The 16320-nt window shown below is 59.3% G+C and carries 15 protein-coding genes; all 15 read right to left on the bottom strand.

Going from position 1 to position 16320, the window contains the following annotated elements; genetic code table 11:
• Positions 1–12: 12 nt before the first annotated feature.
• The gene (gene fliG / locus DBP26_RS24245) at positions 13–1032 is read right to left on the bottom strand and encodes a flagellar motor switch protein FliG (protein WP_108240121.1); all 1020 of its coding nucleotides are present in this window, start codon (positions 1030–1032) and stop codon (positions 13–15) included.
• Complete coding sequence (fliF, locus tag DBP26_RS24240) at positions 1025–2803, bottom strand: flagellar basal-body MS-ring/collar protein FliF (RefSeq protein ID WP_108240120.1); 1779 nt, start codon at positions 2801–2803, stop codon at positions 1025–1027. Before fliF ends, fliG begins: the two co-directional genes overlap by 8 nt.
• 14 nt (positions 2804–2817) lie before the next feature.
• Complete coding sequence (gene fliE / locus DBP26_RS24235; protein WP_108240119.1) at positions 2818–3147, bottom strand: flagellar hook-basal body complex protein FliE; 330 nt, start codon at positions 3145–3147, stop codon at positions 2818–2820.
• 259 nt (positions 3148–3406) lie between these two features.
• Positions 3407–4834 carry a sigma-54 dependent transcriptional regulator gene (locus DBP26_RS24230; protein ID WP_108240118.1) on the bottom strand — a complete coding sequence of 476 codons (1428 nt, stop codon included), beginning with the start codon at positions 4832–4834 and terminating at the stop codon, positions 3407–3409.
• The gene (locus tag DBP26_RS24225) at positions 4831–6042 is read right to left on the bottom strand and encodes an ATP-binding protein (protein WP_256602057.1); all 1212 of its coding nucleotides are present in this window, start codon (positions 6040–6042) and stop codon (positions 4831–4833) included. The genes DBP26_RS24230 and DBP26_RS24225 overlap by 4 nt, the downstream gene beginning before the upstream one ends.
• Positions 6043–6183: 141 nt before the next feature.
• Positions 6184–7659 carry a transcriptional regulator FleQ gene (gene fleQ, locus DBP26_RS24220; protein WP_108240116.1) on the bottom strand — a complete coding sequence of 492 codons (1476 nt, stop codon included), beginning with the start codon at positions 7657–7659 and terminating at the stop codon, positions 6184–6186.
• 170 nt (positions 7660–7829) lie between these two features.
• On the bottom strand, positions 7830–8126 hold the full coding sequence (locus tag DBP26_RS24215; RefSeq protein ID WP_108240115.1) for a flagellar protein FliT: 297 nt from the start codon (positions 8124–8126) through the stop codon (positions 7830–7832).
• Between the two features lie 10 nt (positions 8127–8136).
• Positions 8137–8532 (bottom strand): flagellar export chaperone FliS, encoded by a 396-nt coding sequence (gene fliS, locus DBP26_RS24210; protein WP_108240114.1) that lies wholly within the window; start codon positions 8530–8532, stop codon positions 8137–8139.
• A 120-nt stretch (positions 8533–8652) separates the two neighbouring features.
• A complete protein-coding gene (gene fliD / locus DBP26_RS24205; RefSeq protein WP_108240113.1) occupies positions 8653–10086 on the bottom strand; it encodes a flagellar filament capping protein FliD in 1434 nt (477 codons plus the stop codon).
• Between the two features lie 77 nt (positions 10087–10163).
• Complete coding sequence (locus DBP26_RS24200; protein ID WP_108240112.1) at positions 10164–10556, bottom strand: flagellar protein FlaG; 393 nt, start codon at positions 10554–10556, stop codon at positions 10164–10166.
• A gap of 71 nt (positions 10557–10627) precedes the next feature.
• Positions 10628–11479 carry a flagellin domain-containing protein gene (locus DBP26_RS24195; protein ID WP_108240111.1) on the bottom strand — a complete coding sequence of 284 codons (852 nt, stop codon included), beginning with the start codon at positions 11477–11479 and terminating at the stop codon, positions 10628–10630.
• Between the two features lie 293 nt (positions 11480–11772).
• The gene (locus DBP26_RS24190) at positions 11773–12777 is read right to left on the bottom strand and encodes a flagellin (protein ID WP_108240110.1); all 1005 of its coding nucleotides are present in this window, start codon (positions 12775–12777) and stop codon (positions 11773–11775) included.
• Positions 12778–13053: 276 nt separating this feature from the next.
• Positions 13054–13323 carry a hypothetical protein gene (locus tag DBP26_RS24185; protein ID WP_108240109.1) on the bottom strand — a complete coding sequence of 90 codons (270 nt, stop codon included), beginning with the start codon at positions 13321–13323 and terminating at the stop codon, positions 13054–13056.
• The gene (locus tag DBP26_RS24180; protein WP_108240108.1) at positions 13320–14615 is read right to left on the bottom strand and encodes a 6-hydroxymethylpterin diphosphokinase MptE-like protein; all 1296 of its coding nucleotides are present in this window, start codon (positions 14613–14615) and stop codon (positions 13320–13322) included. The genes DBP26_RS24185 and DBP26_RS24180 overlap by 4 nt, the downstream gene beginning before the upstream one ends.
• A gap of 77 nt (positions 14616–14692) precedes the next feature.
• Positions 14693–15625, bottom strand: coding sequence for a ketoacyl-ACP synthase III (locus DBP26_RS24175; RefSeq protein ID WP_108240168.1), 933 nt, complete (start codon positions 15623–15625; stop codon positions 14693–14695).
• Between the last annotated feature and the right edge of the window lie 695 nt (positions 15626–16320).

The raw sequence follows: 16320 nt of genomic DNA, 5'->3' as shown, positions 1-16320 counted from the left end.
GACTACCTACTCTTAAATCATTTCCTCGCCACCTTTGCCGCCGAGAACGATTTCCCCGGCCTCCGCCATACGACGGGCAATGGTGAGGATCTCTTTCTGTGCAGCTTCCACGTCGCTGACCCGCACGGGGCCTTTGGCTTCGAGGTCGTCGCGCAGCAGTTCGGCGGCACGTTTGGACATGTTCTTGAAAATCTTTTCCTTGATGGCGTCGTCGGAGCCCTTGAGCGCCAGCACCAACACATCGGAAGAGACTTCGCGCAGCAACGCCTGGATGCCACGGTCGTCGACGTCGGACAGGTTGTTGAAGACGAACATGAGGTCTTCGATCTGCGTCGACAGGTCCTCGTCCACTTCGCGGATGGAGTCCATGAGCTGGCCTTCGATCGAACTGTCGAGGAAGTTCATGATGTCCGCGGCACGCTTGATGCCACCCAGGGTGGTACGCGACGTGTTGGCGTTGCCCGAGAACTGCTTCTCCAGGATCTGGTTCAATTCTTTCAAGGCCGCTGGCTGGACCGTGTTCAACGACGAGACGCGCAGGATGATGTCCAGACGCACCTTGTGGTCGAAATGGCTCAGCACTTCACCTGCCTGGTCCGCGTCGAGGTACGCCACGACGATGGCCTGGATCTGCGGGTGCTCATAGCGGATGACGTCCGCGACAGCACGCGGTTCCATCCACTTGAGGCTGTCCAGACCACTGGTATTGCCTCCCAGCAGGATGCGGTCGATCAGGCCGTTGGCCTTGTCCTCACCCAGGGCCTGGGTCAGCATTTTGCGAATGTAGCCATCGGAGCCGATGCCCACGCCGGTCTGGTCGCCAATGACGTCGACGAACTCGCTCATCACCTGCTCGACCTGTTCGCGGTGCACATTGCGCATCTGCGCCATGGCCACACCGACGCGCTGGACCTCCTTGGGGCCCATGTGGCGCAACACTTGCGCCGCGTCAGTCTCACCCAGGGTGAGGAGCAGGATCGCAGCCTTGTCAACGCGGGTCAGTTTGACCGCAGCAGCACGATTATCACTCATCTGTGTTGATCCACTCTTTTACGACCTGAGCCACACGTGCCGGGTCTTCAGCCACCAGGCCCTTGATTGCGTTGAGCTGCGCGTCATAACCCTCGCTCGGGCTCGGCAACAGAATGCTTTGCGGACCGCCAAGGCTCACGCGGTCGTTGGCCAATTCGCCGTCCATGCCGACCATGCCGCCGAGCTCGACGTCACCGTCCACCTGTTTGCTTTTCGGGTTGGTGATGTTGTTCAGCACCGGACGCAGCACGCCGAACACCAGCACCAGGATGAAGATCACCCCCATCGCCTGTTTGACGATGTCCCAGAACCAAGGCTGCGAGTAGAACGGGATGTCCGGAATCACTTCGCCACGGTCGGTGGAGAATGGCACGTTGATCACGCTCACGCTGTCGCCGCGGGCGGCATCGAAGCCGACGGCGTCCTGCACCAGCCGAGTGAAGCGCGCCAGTTGGTCGGCGGTCCACGGAACGGTTGTGGTTTCGCCGTTGGCCGGGTTGACCTTGACCTGGTCGTCCACCACTACCGCAACCGACAGGCGATTGATCTTGCCCTGCTGCTGTTTGGTGTGGCTGATGGAACGGTCCAGCTCGAAGTTCTTGGTCGACTGGTTGCGCTTGTCCGATGGGTACGGCGCGAGCATCGGCTGGCCAGTGGCCGGGTCCATGATCTGTTGACCGTTGGCATCGAGCAACGGCTGACCCGGCGCGACGGGACCGGCAGCGCCAGCCGCACCGGCGCCGGTGGTTTGCGGCGCAGTGGCCGGGCCTGGCGGCTGGTTGCTCAAAGCCCCGGGCACGCCTTGCGGACCGCTGCTGCTGGAGCGTTGCTCGGTGGTGGTCTGTTCGCTGCGCAGCGCAGGCTGGTCGGGGTTGAAGCTTTCGGCAGTCGACTCCACGGCACTGAAATCGACATCCGCCGACACTTCGGCCTTGTAGCGGTCGTTGCCCAACACCGGTTGCAGGATATTCTGCACGCGCTGGGTCAGCATGCTTTCCATGCGACGGGTGTAGTCGAATTGTTTGCCTGCCATGGTCAGCTCGGAGTTTTCCGCCTGATCGGACAGCAGGTTGCCTTTCTGATCGACCACGGTGACCTGGGACTTGGTCAGTTCAGGCACGCTGGTCGCGACCAGGTTGATAATGGCCATGACCTGGCCCGGCTCCAGGCTGCGACCGGCATACAGCTCAACCAGCACGGATGCACTTGGCTTGCGGTCGTCGCGGACGAACACCGAGCTTTTCGGAATCGCCAAGTGAACGCGGGCGGCCTTGATGTTGTTCAACGAGGAAATGGTGCGCGCCAGTTCGCCTTCCAGGCCACGACGGTAGCGGGTGGCTTCCATGAATTGGCTGGTGCCCAGGCCTTGATCCTTGTCCAGAATCTCGAACCCGACATTGCCATCGCTCTGGGCGATACCGGCGCCGGCCAATTTGATGCGGGCGCGGGCGAGGTCGTCGGATTTGACCAGCAGCGCGCCGGAATTCGGCTCTACGGTGTAAGGGATGTCGGCCTGCGCCAGGGTGTCCATCACCTGCTTGGTGTCCATGCCGGACAGGCTGCCATACAGCGGCTTGTAATCCGGCTGCTGCGACCAAAGCACGACGGCAAAACCAATCGCCACGCTGGCAGCCAGACCGACCATGAGGCCGACCTGACGCAGCATGGTCATCTCGGAAAGATTTTGCAGGAACGCCAGACCGAACATCGGCGGCTTGCTTCCTGTCGCGCCCGCTTTGGCAGGCACGTTATCGGCGACGGCTTCAGCCATGACTTAAATCGTCCTCAAACCGGCATTTGCATGATGTCTTGGTACGCCTGAACCAGCTTGTTGCGTACCTGGGTCAGCGCCTGAAACGAAACGCTGGCTTTCTGCGAGGCAATCATCACGTCCGTGAGGTCAACACCGCTCTTGCCCATTTCAAAAGCCGTCGACAACTGGTTCGACGCCTGTTGGGTATCGTTCACTTTATTGACAGCCATACCGAGCATGTCGGAAAAGCTCGTTGCACCGGTCTGCTCGGGAGCGTTCACAGCCTTGGGCATGGCCATGGCGTCCATCTGCATGGCACGCATGTCCAACATCAAGCGATTAAATTCAACACCTTGGCTCATGACTTCTCTCTCAAAAAGGCCGCAAATTTTTGACACCGATTCAGCGGTTATCCATGTAGTAGCAACAACGGTGCCAGACCAATAGCGGCACAGTGCCACCTTTTCATTAAAGTATTGGCGTGTTAGCACGAAGGGCATGCGACATGAACACAGGGGCGCGCGACAGCGCCCACTCTCGCTACCGAACAGCCGCCGCGCAGGCATCTGACGGGTTGCATCGTGGCGAGCTCACGCTTGAGGATTCGATCGCTTGCAGCGATCAACTGGCGAACAGATAACCCTCCACATCCATGCCCGCGTCGCGCATCTGCGCCAGTTTGTAGCGCAAGGTCCGCGGGCTGATGCCAAGGCGTTCGGCGGCTTCCTTGCGGCGACCGCGCTCGGCACGGAGGGTATCGATGATCAGCTGAAATTCCCGACGGCGCAGGTCCTCGCCCAGTGCGCCGGCAGGTTCGGAAGCAGGCGTTTCCAACGACGATTCGGTGAAGCTCTGTGCCGACGGCAGCGTCGGTGAAACCTGAGCCGTGGTGGCGGACGCAGGCATTGAGGCAAAGCCCAGCGGTCCGGCCAGACAGAAATCCTCGGCTTGAATCACACCGCCTTGCTGCAGAATCAATGCGCGCTGAACGGCGTTATCCAGTTCCCGGACATTGCCAGGCCAGCTGTAACCCACCAAGCACGCTTGTGCTTCGGCCGACAGCCGCACAGGGGCGTGCTTCATTTTATTGACATGCTTGGTCAGCAGCCGCTGAGCCAACGGCAGAATATCGCCGGGGCGTTGGCGCAGGGGATGCCAGGCCAGCGGAAACACTGACAGGCGATAATACAAATCCTCGCGGAAGCGCCCAGCCGCCACCTCTCCCGCGAGGTCGCGGTTGGTGGTGGCCAACACGCGAATGTCGAGCGCTATAGGCTTGCGCGCCCCGACCCGCTCCACTTCCCGCTCCTGAAGCACGCGCAGCAACTTGGCCTGCAGCCCCATGGGCATTTCCGAGATTTCGTCGAGCAGCAGGGTGCCCCCCTCGGCCTGCTCGAACTTGCCCGCCTGGGCAGCGATGGCACCGGTGAACGATCCCTTTTCGTGCCCGAACAACGTGGCCTCGAGCATGTTGTCCGGAATCGCCGCGCAGTTGATGGCGATGAACGGTCCGCCTGCCCGTGGTGACTGTTGGTGGATGAAGCGCGCCAGGACTTCCTTGCCGGTCCCGGACTCACCGGAAATCAGCACCGTCGAATCGCTTTTGGCCACACGCGCCGCAAGATTCAACAATTGCAGGCTGGCGGGCTCGACCGCAACCGGCCCTTCCCCGTCGGAGGGCGTAAGACGTCCCAAGGCATGTCGAGCCACCAGCGCCAGCAAGGCCTTGGGCTCGAACGGTTTGACCAGGTAATCGGCGGCCCCCTGCCGCATTGCTTCGACCGCGCGATCCACTGCCCCATGGGCGGTCATCAGCAGCACTGGCAAATGCGGGTACCGGCTGCGCAGTTGGGCCAATAGTTGGTGGCCATCCATGCCGGGCATGTTGACGTCACTGATCACCAGGTTGAATGCCGCATCGGCGGCGGCGAGCAACGCCTCCTCGGCGGACCCCACGGCGAGGTAGTCATGCCCGGCCAGCTCCAGCGTTTCGCCCAGCGCTTCACGCAATGAGTGGTCATCTTCGACCAGCAATACCTTGATCGTCATAACGCATTCCTCGCAATGCCGACGCCGGGGACCAGCGGCAGGGACACCATGGCGCAAGTGCCACGTCCCGGGCGCGAACGGAAATGCACCTGCCCTTGATGCGCCCTGGCGACCGCAGTGACCACCGCCAGTCCAAGACCGGTACCGGTGGGCTTGGTGGTGAAGAACGGCTCGCCGATCCGTGCCAGCGCAGCGGCGTCGATGCCAGGGCCGCTGTCACTGATGCACAGGCGCAAGGTGTCACCGCGGGAATAGGCGTGAATTTTAATGCGTGCAGTGCCCGAACTGGCCTGCACGGCATTCTCGATCAGGTTGAGCAGCGCGCCCACCAGCGTGTCCCGGTTGCACAGCAGTTCGCCCTGATGACTGTCGCACTGCCAGCGCACGCGCGCATCCCGCACGTGGGTCTGGGCCGCTGCCTTCAAGGCCTCGACCAGCGAGCAAGGCGCGACCCGGTCGGTCAACGGCAATTCCCCCCGAGCGAACACCAGCATGTCACGCACTTGATGCTCCAGTTCATGGAGGCGCTCTTTGAGGCGACCGGCGAAACGTTGCTGGGTCTCCACGTTCAACGCCTGCTCTGTCAGATGACTGGCGTAAATCATGGCGGCCGACAACGGGGTGCGAATCTGATGGGCCAGCGACGCGACCATACGACCGAGCGACGACAAGCGTTCGTGGCGCGCCAACTGACTCTGCAGATGGCGGGTTTCGGTCAGGTCATTAAGCAGCACCAACTGCCCGGGCTCGGCATCGAGCGAGCGGGTGGAAATGGACAGGCGTCGACCATCCTTCAAGGAAATCTCATGACCGTCATCCTCCCGCGGCGCAAAACAGCGGGCGATGACGTGACGCCAGAGCATCCCGATCAGCGGCTCGCCGAGCAGATCGATGGCCGCCGGGTTGGCCTCGCGGACGGTGCCGGTTCCATCGATCACGATGACGCCACCGGGCAGCAGGTCGAGCAGATTCTGCAGACGATTGGCCAGCCGCTCTTTCTCAGCCAGTTCCTGCATGCGTTGCGCACTGACGACGGCCAACTCGCCTTTCAGCTCGGTCACCCGCGCTTCCAGCAGGCTGTAGGAGTCCGTCAACTGCGTGGACATCTGATTGAACAGGGCAAACGCCTGCTGCAGCCCTTGTCGACTCTCGACTTCAGGGGATGGCTGCACCTGCAAACCGGACGGCAAGACAGGTTCGGAGGACATCTGAGCGGCCTGGGGCATAGTTCATCTCTCGCGTGGCGTACCGTCAGTAAACGGTAGGTTCCAAGAGCTTTAGCAATCCCCGTGCCGAAAAAAAAACCGCTGAAAAATCAGCGGTTTCTCTTTTGGCGCGTCAAACCTGCGTCAGTCTTCGAGCTGATCGTCACCGTCGCGGCGGCTCATGCCGTACTTGCGCATCTTCTCCACTAGGGTCGTACGGCGGATACGCAAACGCTCGGCTGCACGGGCAACGATACCGTTGGCATCGTCCAACGCCTGCTGAATCAGCCCCTGCTCCAGTCCCCCCAGGTAATCCTTGAGGTCCAGCCCTTCCGGCGGCAACATCGCGCCATTGGCGAAGTTCGGCGTATGGCCATTGATGGCGACGCGCTCTTCCAGGTCGCTGCGAAGGCTGTCCACCATTTGCTCGTCTTCGTCGTCGACGTAGCGGAATTTCTTCGGCAGTTCGGCGACACCAATCACGCCGTAGGGGTGCATGATCGCCATGCGCTCCACCAGATTGGCCAGCTCGCGGACGTTGCCCGGCCAGCCGTGACGACACAGCGACATGATGGCGGCCGAGTTGAAACGGATCGAACCGCGCTTTTCATGCTCCATGCGCGAGATCAACTCGTTCATCAGCAGTGGAATGTCTTCGACTCGTTCGCGCAGCGGCGCCATCTCGATCGGGAAGACGTTGAGCCGGTAATACAGGTCTTCACGGAAACCACCGGTGCCAATCATGTCTTCAAGATTCTTGTGGGTCGCGGCAATGATGCGCACGTCGACGCTCTGGGTCTTGTTGCTGCCCACACGCTCGAACGTCCGCTCCTGCAGCACGCGGAGCAACTTGACCTGCATCGGCAGGGGCATGTCGCCAATTTCATCGAGGAACAGCGTGCCGCCGTTGGCCAGTTCGAAACGCCCGGCACGACTGGTGATCGCTCCGGTGAATGCCCCTTTCTCGTGGCCGAACAGTTCGCTTTCCAGCAGTTCGGCAGGAATGGCGCCACAGTTCACCGGCACGAATGGCGCGTCACGGCGTTTGGAATGGTAATGAAGGTTGCGCGCCACGACTTCCTTGCCGGTGCCCGATTCGCCCAGGATCAACACACTGGCGTCGGTGTCGGCCACCTGCTGCATCATCTGGCGCACGTGCTGGATGGCACGGCTGGTGCCCACCAGGCTGCGGAACAGATTTGGTTCGCGCTGACGACCGCGCTCGCGGGCCTGATCGTACATCTCGCGATAGACCTGAGCCCGATGCAGGGAATCCAGCAGCTTGCTGTAGCTGGGCGGCATCTCGACGGTGGACAACACCCGCCGGCGCAGGTCTTCTGCCAGCTCGGCAGATGAATTTTCGCCCATCAGCAAAACAGGAAGGAACTCATCCCAGGCAGCGATGGTCTTAAGCAGCCCTTGGAGGCTGCCCGGTGCATTGACGGAACCCACCAGCACGCAAAGCACTTCTCGAGTGGACGCCAGAGCGCCGACGACCTGCTGCCAGTCCGTGCTGGAGCAAGACAGGTTCTCATCACCGAGAAAGTTCAGAATCACCGCCATGTCGCGGCGGCGCTGGCTATCGTCATCGATCAGCAGAATCTTGATTTCACGCCACATGCAATAGCAACTTCCCTAGTCAACTCGATGCCCAATCGGGGGGCAAGCTTGGCTTTGCAAGGTCCGCAGAGACGCCACAACAGCCAGAAATTAGTGAACATCACTAGTTAAGTCAAAAAACCGTACACAGTCAATTTTATGGCGCACAATTTTTTTCGATCAACCAAACGTCAACCGAACAGATGGTAAACCTTTGCAGCGTTTTGCGCTCGCTGGATTTGCGTCATTTCTTCGACTATTGCCTGACGTTCGCCCACCGCAATGTCAATCATCTGCCGATAAACCCCCAGCAGCTCCTCCAGGTTGCTGCGTAGCTCAGGCTCATCGTCGTTCGCCTCACGGATGACTTCGTCGACACAGGCGCGACACGCCAGATCCAGTTTGCTGATGGCAATCCAGTCGCGCTCGGCGAGGGCGTCGACCAACGCTTCGCGGGTTTCTTCGATTCGCTTGAGTGCAGCACTCATGGTGTTCTCCTTAGAGCGCGGGTTGCTGATCGCCGATCGCGTCCCAACCTTCTTTGACTGTAGTCAACAGTTGGGCCACTTCGTCGAGAATTCTGGGATCGGTCTTGATGTTGGCCTCTGCCAGGCGTTTCATCATGTACACATAAAGATTGTCGACATGCGCCAGCGCTTCGGCTTGCTTCTCCATGTCCAGGCCCTCACGCAAGCCGCCGACGATTTCGATGGCCTTGCCGATCAGCACGCCTTTAGCGGCGACGTCTTTGCGCGCGATAGCGCCCTTGGCCTGAGCGATGCGATCCAGCCCGGCTTCCATCAGCATTTGCACCAGACGATGCGGCGTGGCCACGGCAGTCTGGGCGTGGGAATTGACCTTCTGATACTGCCGAAGGGCTGCCATCCGGTTCATTTCATTACCTCACACATCTTGAAGTGTCTATGTTCAGGCTATCGGCACCGGAATTGGGAACTTTAAGTCCAGATGCCAAAAACCCGGCACTCTGGCCGGGTCCTGGTAATCGATGATTCATCAACCGCTTTGCTGGGCGTTCAACGATTCGAAGAACGAGGTGATACTGGTGGCCGAGGCCTTCAGTTGCCCGACAATCAGGTCCATTGCGTTGTATTTGGCGGTCAGCGTTGCGGTCAGGTTGGTGACCCGCAAGTCCAGCGCCGTCTGTTCATTGGTCAGGTTGGTCTGCTGCTTGTTCAGGCTCGCAGTCCGGGTATCGAAGATCCCACCGGTCTGGGTGTAGGGCGTGATCGCCGCTGTCATCCGAGCCAGCAAGCCGTTCTTGCCGTCACCGGTGCCAGTGAACAACTGCTGCACGTCACCCGCCAGGCCTTGGGTGTTGATGGCCTTGTCGAACTTGGTGCTGTCCAGCGACAGCGTACCGTCAGTCTGCGAGGTGGTGATGCCCAACTGAGACAGTACCGATACGTTACCGTCCGCGCCGGTGGTGACCAGCTCGTTACGCAGGCCCGAGAGGATCGAACGCGGCAATGCGTCGCCTGTCAGGGCGGCGGGCGTCACGGTGGCGCCGGTGGTGGCATCGGGCGTGTCACTGATGGTGGCCTTTGTCACCGACGTCACGGCCTTGACGACGTTGTTGTAGGCGTCGATGAAGGTCTGCAGCGAAGCTTTCAAACCATCGTTGTTCGTCGAGACGGTGACCGTGGTCGAAGCATCTGCGGCCAGCAACGTCATGGACACGCCGCCCAGGCTCTTGTCGATGGTGTTGCTGGCACTGGTGACCGTCAGCCCATTGATGGTGAGGGAGGCACTGTCTGCCTTGGCACTGACGTAGCCGGCGCTGTTCACGTCGTTGGGGTCGAGCTTGGCATCGGCAGCGATGTTGAACTGCGCCACGTCACTGGTGGCGGTGATGTCCGAACCCGCGCCGGTTTTGGTGGAGTTGAACACCAGCCGCGAGCCCTTGTCGTCGGTGATGATGCTGGCGCTAAGCCCTGAATCCTGGGTCGTGGCGTTGACCTGCTTGGCGACGGACGCCAAGGTGGCTCCATCCGGAATGGTGATGCTGGTGTTAATGCCATTTTGAGTGAGGGTCAGGTTCCCACTCGGAATGGCACTGGTGGGCCCATCGGTAAAGGCGCCACTGGCAACGCTGGAACTGGTAGCCAGCTTGCTGACGTGGATGGCGTAAGTACCGGGCACGGCGGAGTTATCCGACGTTACGGTCAGCTTGGTGGCATCCGAAGACTTGGCGGCATAGCCGGAAAAAGACGGTGCATCCTTCTTGCCCAGATTGGTCAGCGCAGTCTGGAACGCAGACATCGCGCTCTTCAACGTACCAATTCCGGACAGCTTGGTGGTCACCAGCTTGGTCTGGGTCGTGATTTGCGTCTGTTTGGCCAGCTTGTCAGAGTTGACCAGCGCCGTGACGATGTCACCGATCGCAAGGCCCGATCCGAGGCCGGTTGATGGGGTAATTGGGCTAGCCATCTACTTCTCCTTTCGGTTTTAAGCCGGTCTTTTGACTCAACGACAGTTCAGAGAACCGCGTTCACGTTTCATGCCAGTTAAACTTTTGCATCGAACAACAGGCTGTTTGCATTTTTCAGACTGTCGGCGATCTTCAGCGCTTCGGCGGACGGCAACTGCCGCACGACCTCGCCCGTTTCAGTGGCAATCACTTTTACGACCACTTGGCCGGAGCCCTCGTCGATCGAGAATTCCAGGTTGCGGCGGACCGACTGAAAAAACTTTTCCATTTCCTTGACGGCAGCTTGCAACTGTTTCGAGTTCTTGTCTTCGTCAGAGTTTTTACTCTTCGCCGTGTCCGCATCTGCCGAGGCAGTCGCTTCGTTGACGACTTGAGGCTTCACCGCTTGCCTGTCCGGGACAGGAGCAGACACAGGGGGCAGCGACTGCACCGTGGGGTAAGCCATGTTCAATCGGGTGCTTATGTCCATGTCTTCAACCTCTCAAAGTAAAAAGCGGGAGAGCACGCAAGCACACTCCCCCGCCAAAACTCGACCCGATATTACTGAAGCAGTTTCAGAACAGCGGATGGCAGTTGGTTAGCCTGGGCCAGAACAGAGGTGGAAGCTTGTTGCAGAGTCTGTTGCTTGGTCAGGTTAGCGGTCTCGGCTGCGAAGTCGGTGTCTTGGATACGGCCCAGTGCAGCGGTGGCGTTTTCGTTGACGTTCTGCAGGTTGGAGATGGTGCTGGTCAGACGGTTTTGCGAAGCACCCAGGCTGGCACGGGTGCTGTTGATCGTGGCCAGAGCGGTGTCGATTGCCGAGATGGCAGCGTCGACGTTGGTGTGCGCAGTGGCGTTGCTGGTGCCGCTGATCGAAGTGGTGCCGCTGGCTACGCCCAGTGCCGAAGCAGTGAAAGTACCGGTCAGAACCAGGTCGATCTGGTTGGAAGTACCAGTGTTCGAGCCCACTTGCAGGGTCACGGTGCTCGCAGTACCGTCCAGCAGGTTCTTGCCGTTCAGGTTGGTGGAGTTGGCGATACGAGTCAGTTCGTCCGACATCTGAGCGTATTCAGCGTTCAGAGCGGTACGGTCAGCAGTACCGTTGGTGTCGTTTCGTGCTTGAACGGCCAGTTCACGCATACGCTGCAGGATGTTGGTCGATTCTTGCAGAGCGCCTTCAGCGGTCTGAGCGATCGAAATACCGTCGTTGGCGTTCTTGATGGCAACAGTTTGACCGCGGATTTGCGAGGTTTCGCGAGTGGCGATCTGCAGACCGGCTGCGTCGTCTTTAGCGCTGTTGATTTTCAGACCGGAAGACAGACGGGTCATCGAAGTCGACAGAGCGTCGGAAGCCTTGCCCAGGTTCTTCTGTACAGCCAAGGAAGCTACGTTGGTATTGACGGTTAAAGCCATGATGAATTCCTCGTGGGTTGGGTACTGCGGCTATCCGGCCCTGGCAAGCGCCGGGTGTGGCCTAGAGAACCTTCGTAATGTTTATCGTCGTATCTGCAAGGAGCTTGAGGGCTTTTTCAAAATTTTTTGCCACCAGAGCGCCACCCCTGCTTGTGACGGGGGTTACCCAGCGTTTCGGCGCGCCGTGCCCAAGCTTTAATCCTCTCGTCAACCCCTTCATTACCCCACGCGCAAGCGCCCGGATGCGCCGTGCGACGCACCCGGGTAAAGCACTGTTTATAAACGCCTTGGCGTTATTGGAGCAGCTTGAGGACAGCCGCCGGAAGCTGATTGGCCTGGGCCAGAATGGCGGTCGAGGCCTGTTGCAGCGTTTGTTGTTTGGTCAGCTCGGCGGTTTCGGCAGCGAAATCGACGTCCTCGACGCGCCCGCGGGAGGCTGTGACGTTTTCAATGATGTTGTTGATGTTGGCTACCGTCGTGGTCAGGCGGTTCTGCTTGGCGCCCAGCTCGGCCATGCTGGCTGTCACCTTGGAGATGGCCAAATCGATCTGGATGATGGCTTCATCGATATTTTTGTTCGCGACCGCGGCCTCCAACGCCTGCTCTTCCGGGGTAGGTTTGAGCGGATCCTGTCGCGCAATACCCTCGTAGATACCGGTGCCATCAATTTTCGGCGTTAAATCGTCCCCTGCTTTGATGTCCTTGTTGCCGATCGTCATGGGGGTGCCAGCCGATCCGAGGACCGCAGTGACTGCAGCACGATCAGCAGGCGCGGCAAACAAGGATTTGGTCGAATAGTCCTGATCCAGCACGATCTGGATTTCTTCATGCTCACCGGTATTGGCGCCCACATGAAACGTGAGATTGCCTGCGCTGCCATCGAGCAAGTTCAAATCTTTCCCGAACTTGGTGCTGTGACTCAATCGAGTCAGTTCTTGCGACGCTTCTTCGAACTCCTTATTGGACGCTGCACGATCAGAGGCTGTATTGGTTCCATTCTTTGCCTGAACGGCCAGATCCCGCATTCGCTGAAGCGTGTTCAAGGTTTGGGACAATGCGCCTTCCGTGGTTTGAATGACAGAAATGGCATCATTTGCATTACGTGACGCGACAGTCAGACCGCGAGCCTGCGTCGTCAATCGACTGGCGATTTGCATTCCCGCGGCATCGTCTTTAGCGCTGTTGATTCGCAACCCCGAAGATAGACGGGTCATTGCAGTGCTGAGCGAGTCGGAAGAGCGGTTCAGATTGCGCTGTACAGACAACGACGCAATGTTGGTATTAACGGTCAAAGCCATGTTGAGTTCCCTCGTTGATAAAAAACGGTGGGCTTTCAAAAAGCGGGGAAGTCCATTTCTCCCGAGAAAACCTACAGTTGCGCTATCGACGAGGGGGTTGATGGCTTTAACTGATTTCAATGGCAAAAACACTTGCCATCACGACATATGAAGGGTGATATCGACGCCAACCTCTTAAGAAGTATCACTTTTTAAAAATCATAAAAAAACGGCCAATGAAGGCCGCTCTTTCGGAAATTACTTAATAACAAGTAGGAAATTTCTCAGATTGTGTTATCAACCGGAATTAACACCGTGACATAACGCTAGAAACTCGCCCTCCAGCCAGTCCGCCAATCCGATCCAGTCCTGCCGTTCCTGGCACTGCAGAATCGCGGTCAGCACCTGCGCCCATTGGGCCTGCTCTTGCGCCGAACGAGAGGAGAACAGGGGCAGCGCTACGTCGATCAACGCGACCATTTTCAATGCGCCTTCAATATCGCGCCCCAGGCGAAACAGGCGGGCGCACGCACGGGCATCGAGAATGACGTGTTCGAAGTGAGTCATGGGGCCGTCCAGTCCGGGTCGAAATGCGTGCCCACGATGAAGGCGCCATCGCGGCTGGTGTTGAAGAACCGAACGTCGGGGTGCTGGGCGATGTAGCGCTCCAGTTCGATCAGGTAGCTGCGGAAGTTGAGTTGCGTCTTGACCTTCTGCCCGCGCCCGTCGAGCACCCAATGCCGGGCGATGTTCAGTTCAGGACCGAGTGCGCCGTCTTGCCAGCCGGTGTGCGTCCTACCGCCGGGAAAGGCGAAATCGGCGCCGAACAGCGTGACAGTCGCCGCACCCATTTGCACGGCCAGGTCGACGGCAGGATGAATGACGCTGCCGCCGACGAAAAGGCAGGCTCGGGGAATATGCTCGCGAATGGCCGTGTACATCGGGCTGGACGAATAACCGACGCAACGTGGCCCCCGCCAAGCCTCGAGCATCGTCGCATCCTGGCCGGGCAAGTACACCAGGGTAATGCCGTCCGAGCCCTCGGCGGGCAAGTGTCGAGCACTGATGCGGTGATCGATGCTGACCACGATGTCTGGCCGGATGCCTTGATTGCGCAGCGGCATGTAGGCGGTGTCCACGCAGATCAGCAATGGCCGTTCAGCGCTCTGCGAGACGCTAGACAAACGGGGCAAATGCTGCTGCAGGCTGGGGCCGGTGGCGATGACAAACACGTCGCGCCCCACGTGCGTACCGAAAAGCGTTGCCACATCGGTGTCAGCTTCAAGGAGCACCCTGCCCTGTTCCAGACGCTCCAGGTTTTCCGGGTTGTCGCTGGAAAATTCGCGGTTGTTGAAACTGACATGCACTTCGCTGACCAGCCGATCGCGAATCCGCGCGCTGGCGTCGTCAGCAAGCACCATTTCGGCGGGCAAGGCGAAAAAAGGCAGCTGGATTTCGTCCCGCTCGTCGGCATACGCCAGCACCACCCGAGGGTCGCTCAGCCAGTCGTCCTGTTCGAGCAGTTGCAGCACCAACGCAAACAGCGCGCCATTGAGAATATGCACATGCAGGGCTTGCAGACTGGGAAATCTCAACATGACGCGCTGCATATCGCCCAACGCAGTCCCATACACATGAGCTTCGGCACACTGGGCAGGAAAACTGGCGGCCTGCAATTGTGCCTCGGCGATCCGGTCATGGCGACTGGTCAGTTGAATCCCTGCCACCGCCAGCGTCCAATCCCGACCCTCCATTTGCTCGGCCGGCACCGCCCAGGCGTCTTCGCCGTGCAGCCGCTGAGCGACATGGGGCCAGCGCTGCTCGATGACGGCGAGGTTGCGCTGGAAAATCTCGTTCATGAACCCGTCCTTTTCAAACGAGAGGAATAAAAAAACGGCGACCTGAAATCAGTGTCGCCGTTTTGCATGACTCAGGGTCAAGGACGATAAAGGATCGCCGAACCCCACGACAAGCCTACGCCGAAACCGCTGATAGCCACGCGCTTCCAGCTCGAGTCGAACATGTGTTTTTCCAGCAGCAGTGGAATGCTGGACGAGACCGTGTTGCCGGTTTCCAGCATGTCCTTGACGAACTTGTCAGCCTGGGCCCCCTCCTCGAACCGGCGTGCGACGGCGTCAACGATCGCCGCGCTGCCCTGGTGGATGCAGAAGGCGTCGATGTCGGAAGACTGAAGGCCGGAGTCTTCGAGCAGTTCGTTCAAGTGCGCAGGGACCTTCACCAACGCGAAATTGAACACCTGGCGACCGTTCATGTAGAAATGGCCGTCGATGGTCTTGAGGAACTCTGCTCCCCCGCCGTCGCTGCCGAATTTGGCCTTGCCCAAGTGCCAATGAGCGTCCTCCCCCACCCAAGTGGCCGTAGCGGCATCGCCGAACAGCATCGTGGTGTTGCGGTCTTCTGGGCTGACGATCTTGGAATAGGGGTCCGCTGTGATCAGCAGGCCATTTTTCAGGCCCGTGGCTTCCATGAAGCCTTTGATCGCGTAGATGCCATAGACATAGCCCGAGCAGCCAAGCGAAATGTCGAAGGTGGCGACGTGGGTGGACAGGCCCAGTTTGTGCTGAACGATCGCGGAGGTGTGAGGCAGGCCCTCTTCATCGCCGTTCTGGGTGACGACGATCAGCACGTCGATGGCGTCGCGGGAAAGCTGGGGGTTGTTGGCGAACAGTTTGTTGGCGGCTTCCACGCACAGGTCGGAGGTCTCTTGACTGTCTTCCTTGCGTGGTAGAAAAGCGGAACCGATCTTGCCGAGGATGAAGTCTTCATCCTTACCGAATTTTGCACCCTGCGCATAATTGTCGACGCCGGCTGTCGGCACGTAACTCGCTATGCTTTTAATGCCAATCATTTTGGCTTCCCAATCAAAAACGCTGAACATCGCCCCTCGCGCTGAGGCGGGGCATGAAAATCCGGGGCTTGAAGCTGCAAAACACGGCGATCAGGGACTCTGTCGACCTGGAAACCGCTGTAATCAGTCAGATACTTGCAAGCACAATACAGTGGAGATGCCCGGAATGACTCGCAGGTCACCAAAAGTTTTACAAGCTTTTAGCTGACCGGGAAGTGCTGTGCAAGGGTGGATTGGCCTACAGACAGGCAATTGACATGAAGATGTCACCGAAATCAGGATGTTGTTTCTGGTGCCAACCCTGTGCGGTGGGGTGATCTTGGGCGAAGGGTCAGCGCTCGGTGTCGGGGTCGGTTTTTTAAACCTGTCGTGGGCGCCGCTGAGATCGGGGGCAGATCCGTTTGCGCGTGGGCGGGGTTTTATTCCTTACGAGCGGGTCCATTGTGTCGGGACCGTTCAATGGTGTGATGAGCGCAGCTGAGATCGGGGGCAGATCCGTTTGCGCGGGGGCTGGGAGCTGGTGTTTCGCTCCTTACGAGCGACTCCATTTTGTCTTGGCAAAATGGAGGAAAACCGCTTGCTCCTGGTTTGGCCCTGACTGCGTCAGGGTTCCTTCCCTCCGGCGCCGTTCCGTGGGCACGCCGCGGACGGCCATCCATGGCCGCGCGGCTCTCGCGGCTCCCGGCCGCTCAACC

The organism is Pseudomonas sp. RIT409 (genome assembly GCF_003052515.2).
Lineage (GTDB): Bacteria > Pseudomonadota > Gammaproteobacteria > Pseudomonadales > Pseudomonadaceae > Aquipseudomonas.
Note: the sequence above shows the minus strand (reverse complement) of the source record. Positions and strands in the feature narration are given on the sequence as shown.

Coding starts and splice junctions, on each gene's coding strand:
- fliG (WP_108240121.1), bottom strand. CDS start 1,032: ATGAGTGATAATCGTGCTGCTGCGGTCAAACTGACCCGCGTTGACAAG.
- fliF (WP_108240120.1), bottom strand. CDS start 2,803: ATGGCTGAAGCCGTCGCCGATAACGTGCCTGCCAAAGCGGGCGCGACA.
- fliE (WP_108240119.1), bottom strand. CDS start 3,147: ATGAGCCAAGGTGTTGAATTTAATCGCTTGATGTTGGACATGCGTGCC.
- DBP26_RS24230 (WP_108240118.1), bottom strand. CDS start 4,834: ATGACGATCAAGGTATTGCTGGTCGAAGATGACCACTCATTGCGTGAA.
- DBP26_RS24225 (WP_256602057.1), bottom strand. CDS start 6,042: ATGTCCTCCGAACCTGTCTTGCCGTCCGGTTTGCAGGTGCAGCCATCC.
- fleQ (WP_108240116.1), bottom strand. CDS start 7,659: ATGTGGCGTGAAATCAAGATTCTGCTGATCGATGACGATAGCCAGCGC.
- DBP26_RS24215 (WP_108240115.1), bottom strand. CDS start 8,126: ATGAGTGCTGCACTCAAGCGAATCGAAGAAACCCGCGAAGCGTTGGTC.
- fliS (WP_108240114.1), bottom strand. CDS start 8,532: ATGAACCGGATGGCAGCCCTTCGGCAGTATCAGAAGGTCAATTCCCAC.
- fliD (WP_108240113.1), bottom strand. CDS start 10,086: ATGGCTAGCCCAATTACCCCATCAACCGGCCTCGGATCGGGCCTTGCG.
- DBP26_RS24200 (WP_108240112.1), bottom strand. CDS start 10,556: ATGGACATAAGCACCCGATTGAACATGGCTTACCCCACGGTGCAGTCG.
- DBP26_RS24195 (WP_108240111.1), bottom strand. CDS start 11,479: ATGGCTTTAACCGTCAATACCAACGTAGCTTCCTTGGCTGTACAGAAG.
- DBP26_RS24190 (WP_108240110.1), bottom strand. CDS start 12,777: ATGGCTTTGACCGTTAATACCAACATTGCGTCGTTGTCTGTACAGCGC.
- DBP26_RS24185 (WP_108240109.1), bottom strand. CDS start 13,323: ATGACTCACTTCGAACACGTCATTCTCGATGCCCGTGCGTGCGCCCGC.
- DBP26_RS24180 (WP_108240108.1), bottom strand. CDS start 14,615: ATGAACGAGATTTTCCAGCGCAACCTCGCCGTCATCGAGCAGCGCTGG.
- DBP26_RS24175 (WP_108240168.1), bottom strand. CDS start 15,625: ATGATTGGCATTAAAAGCATAGCGAGTTACGTGCCGACAGCCGGCGTC.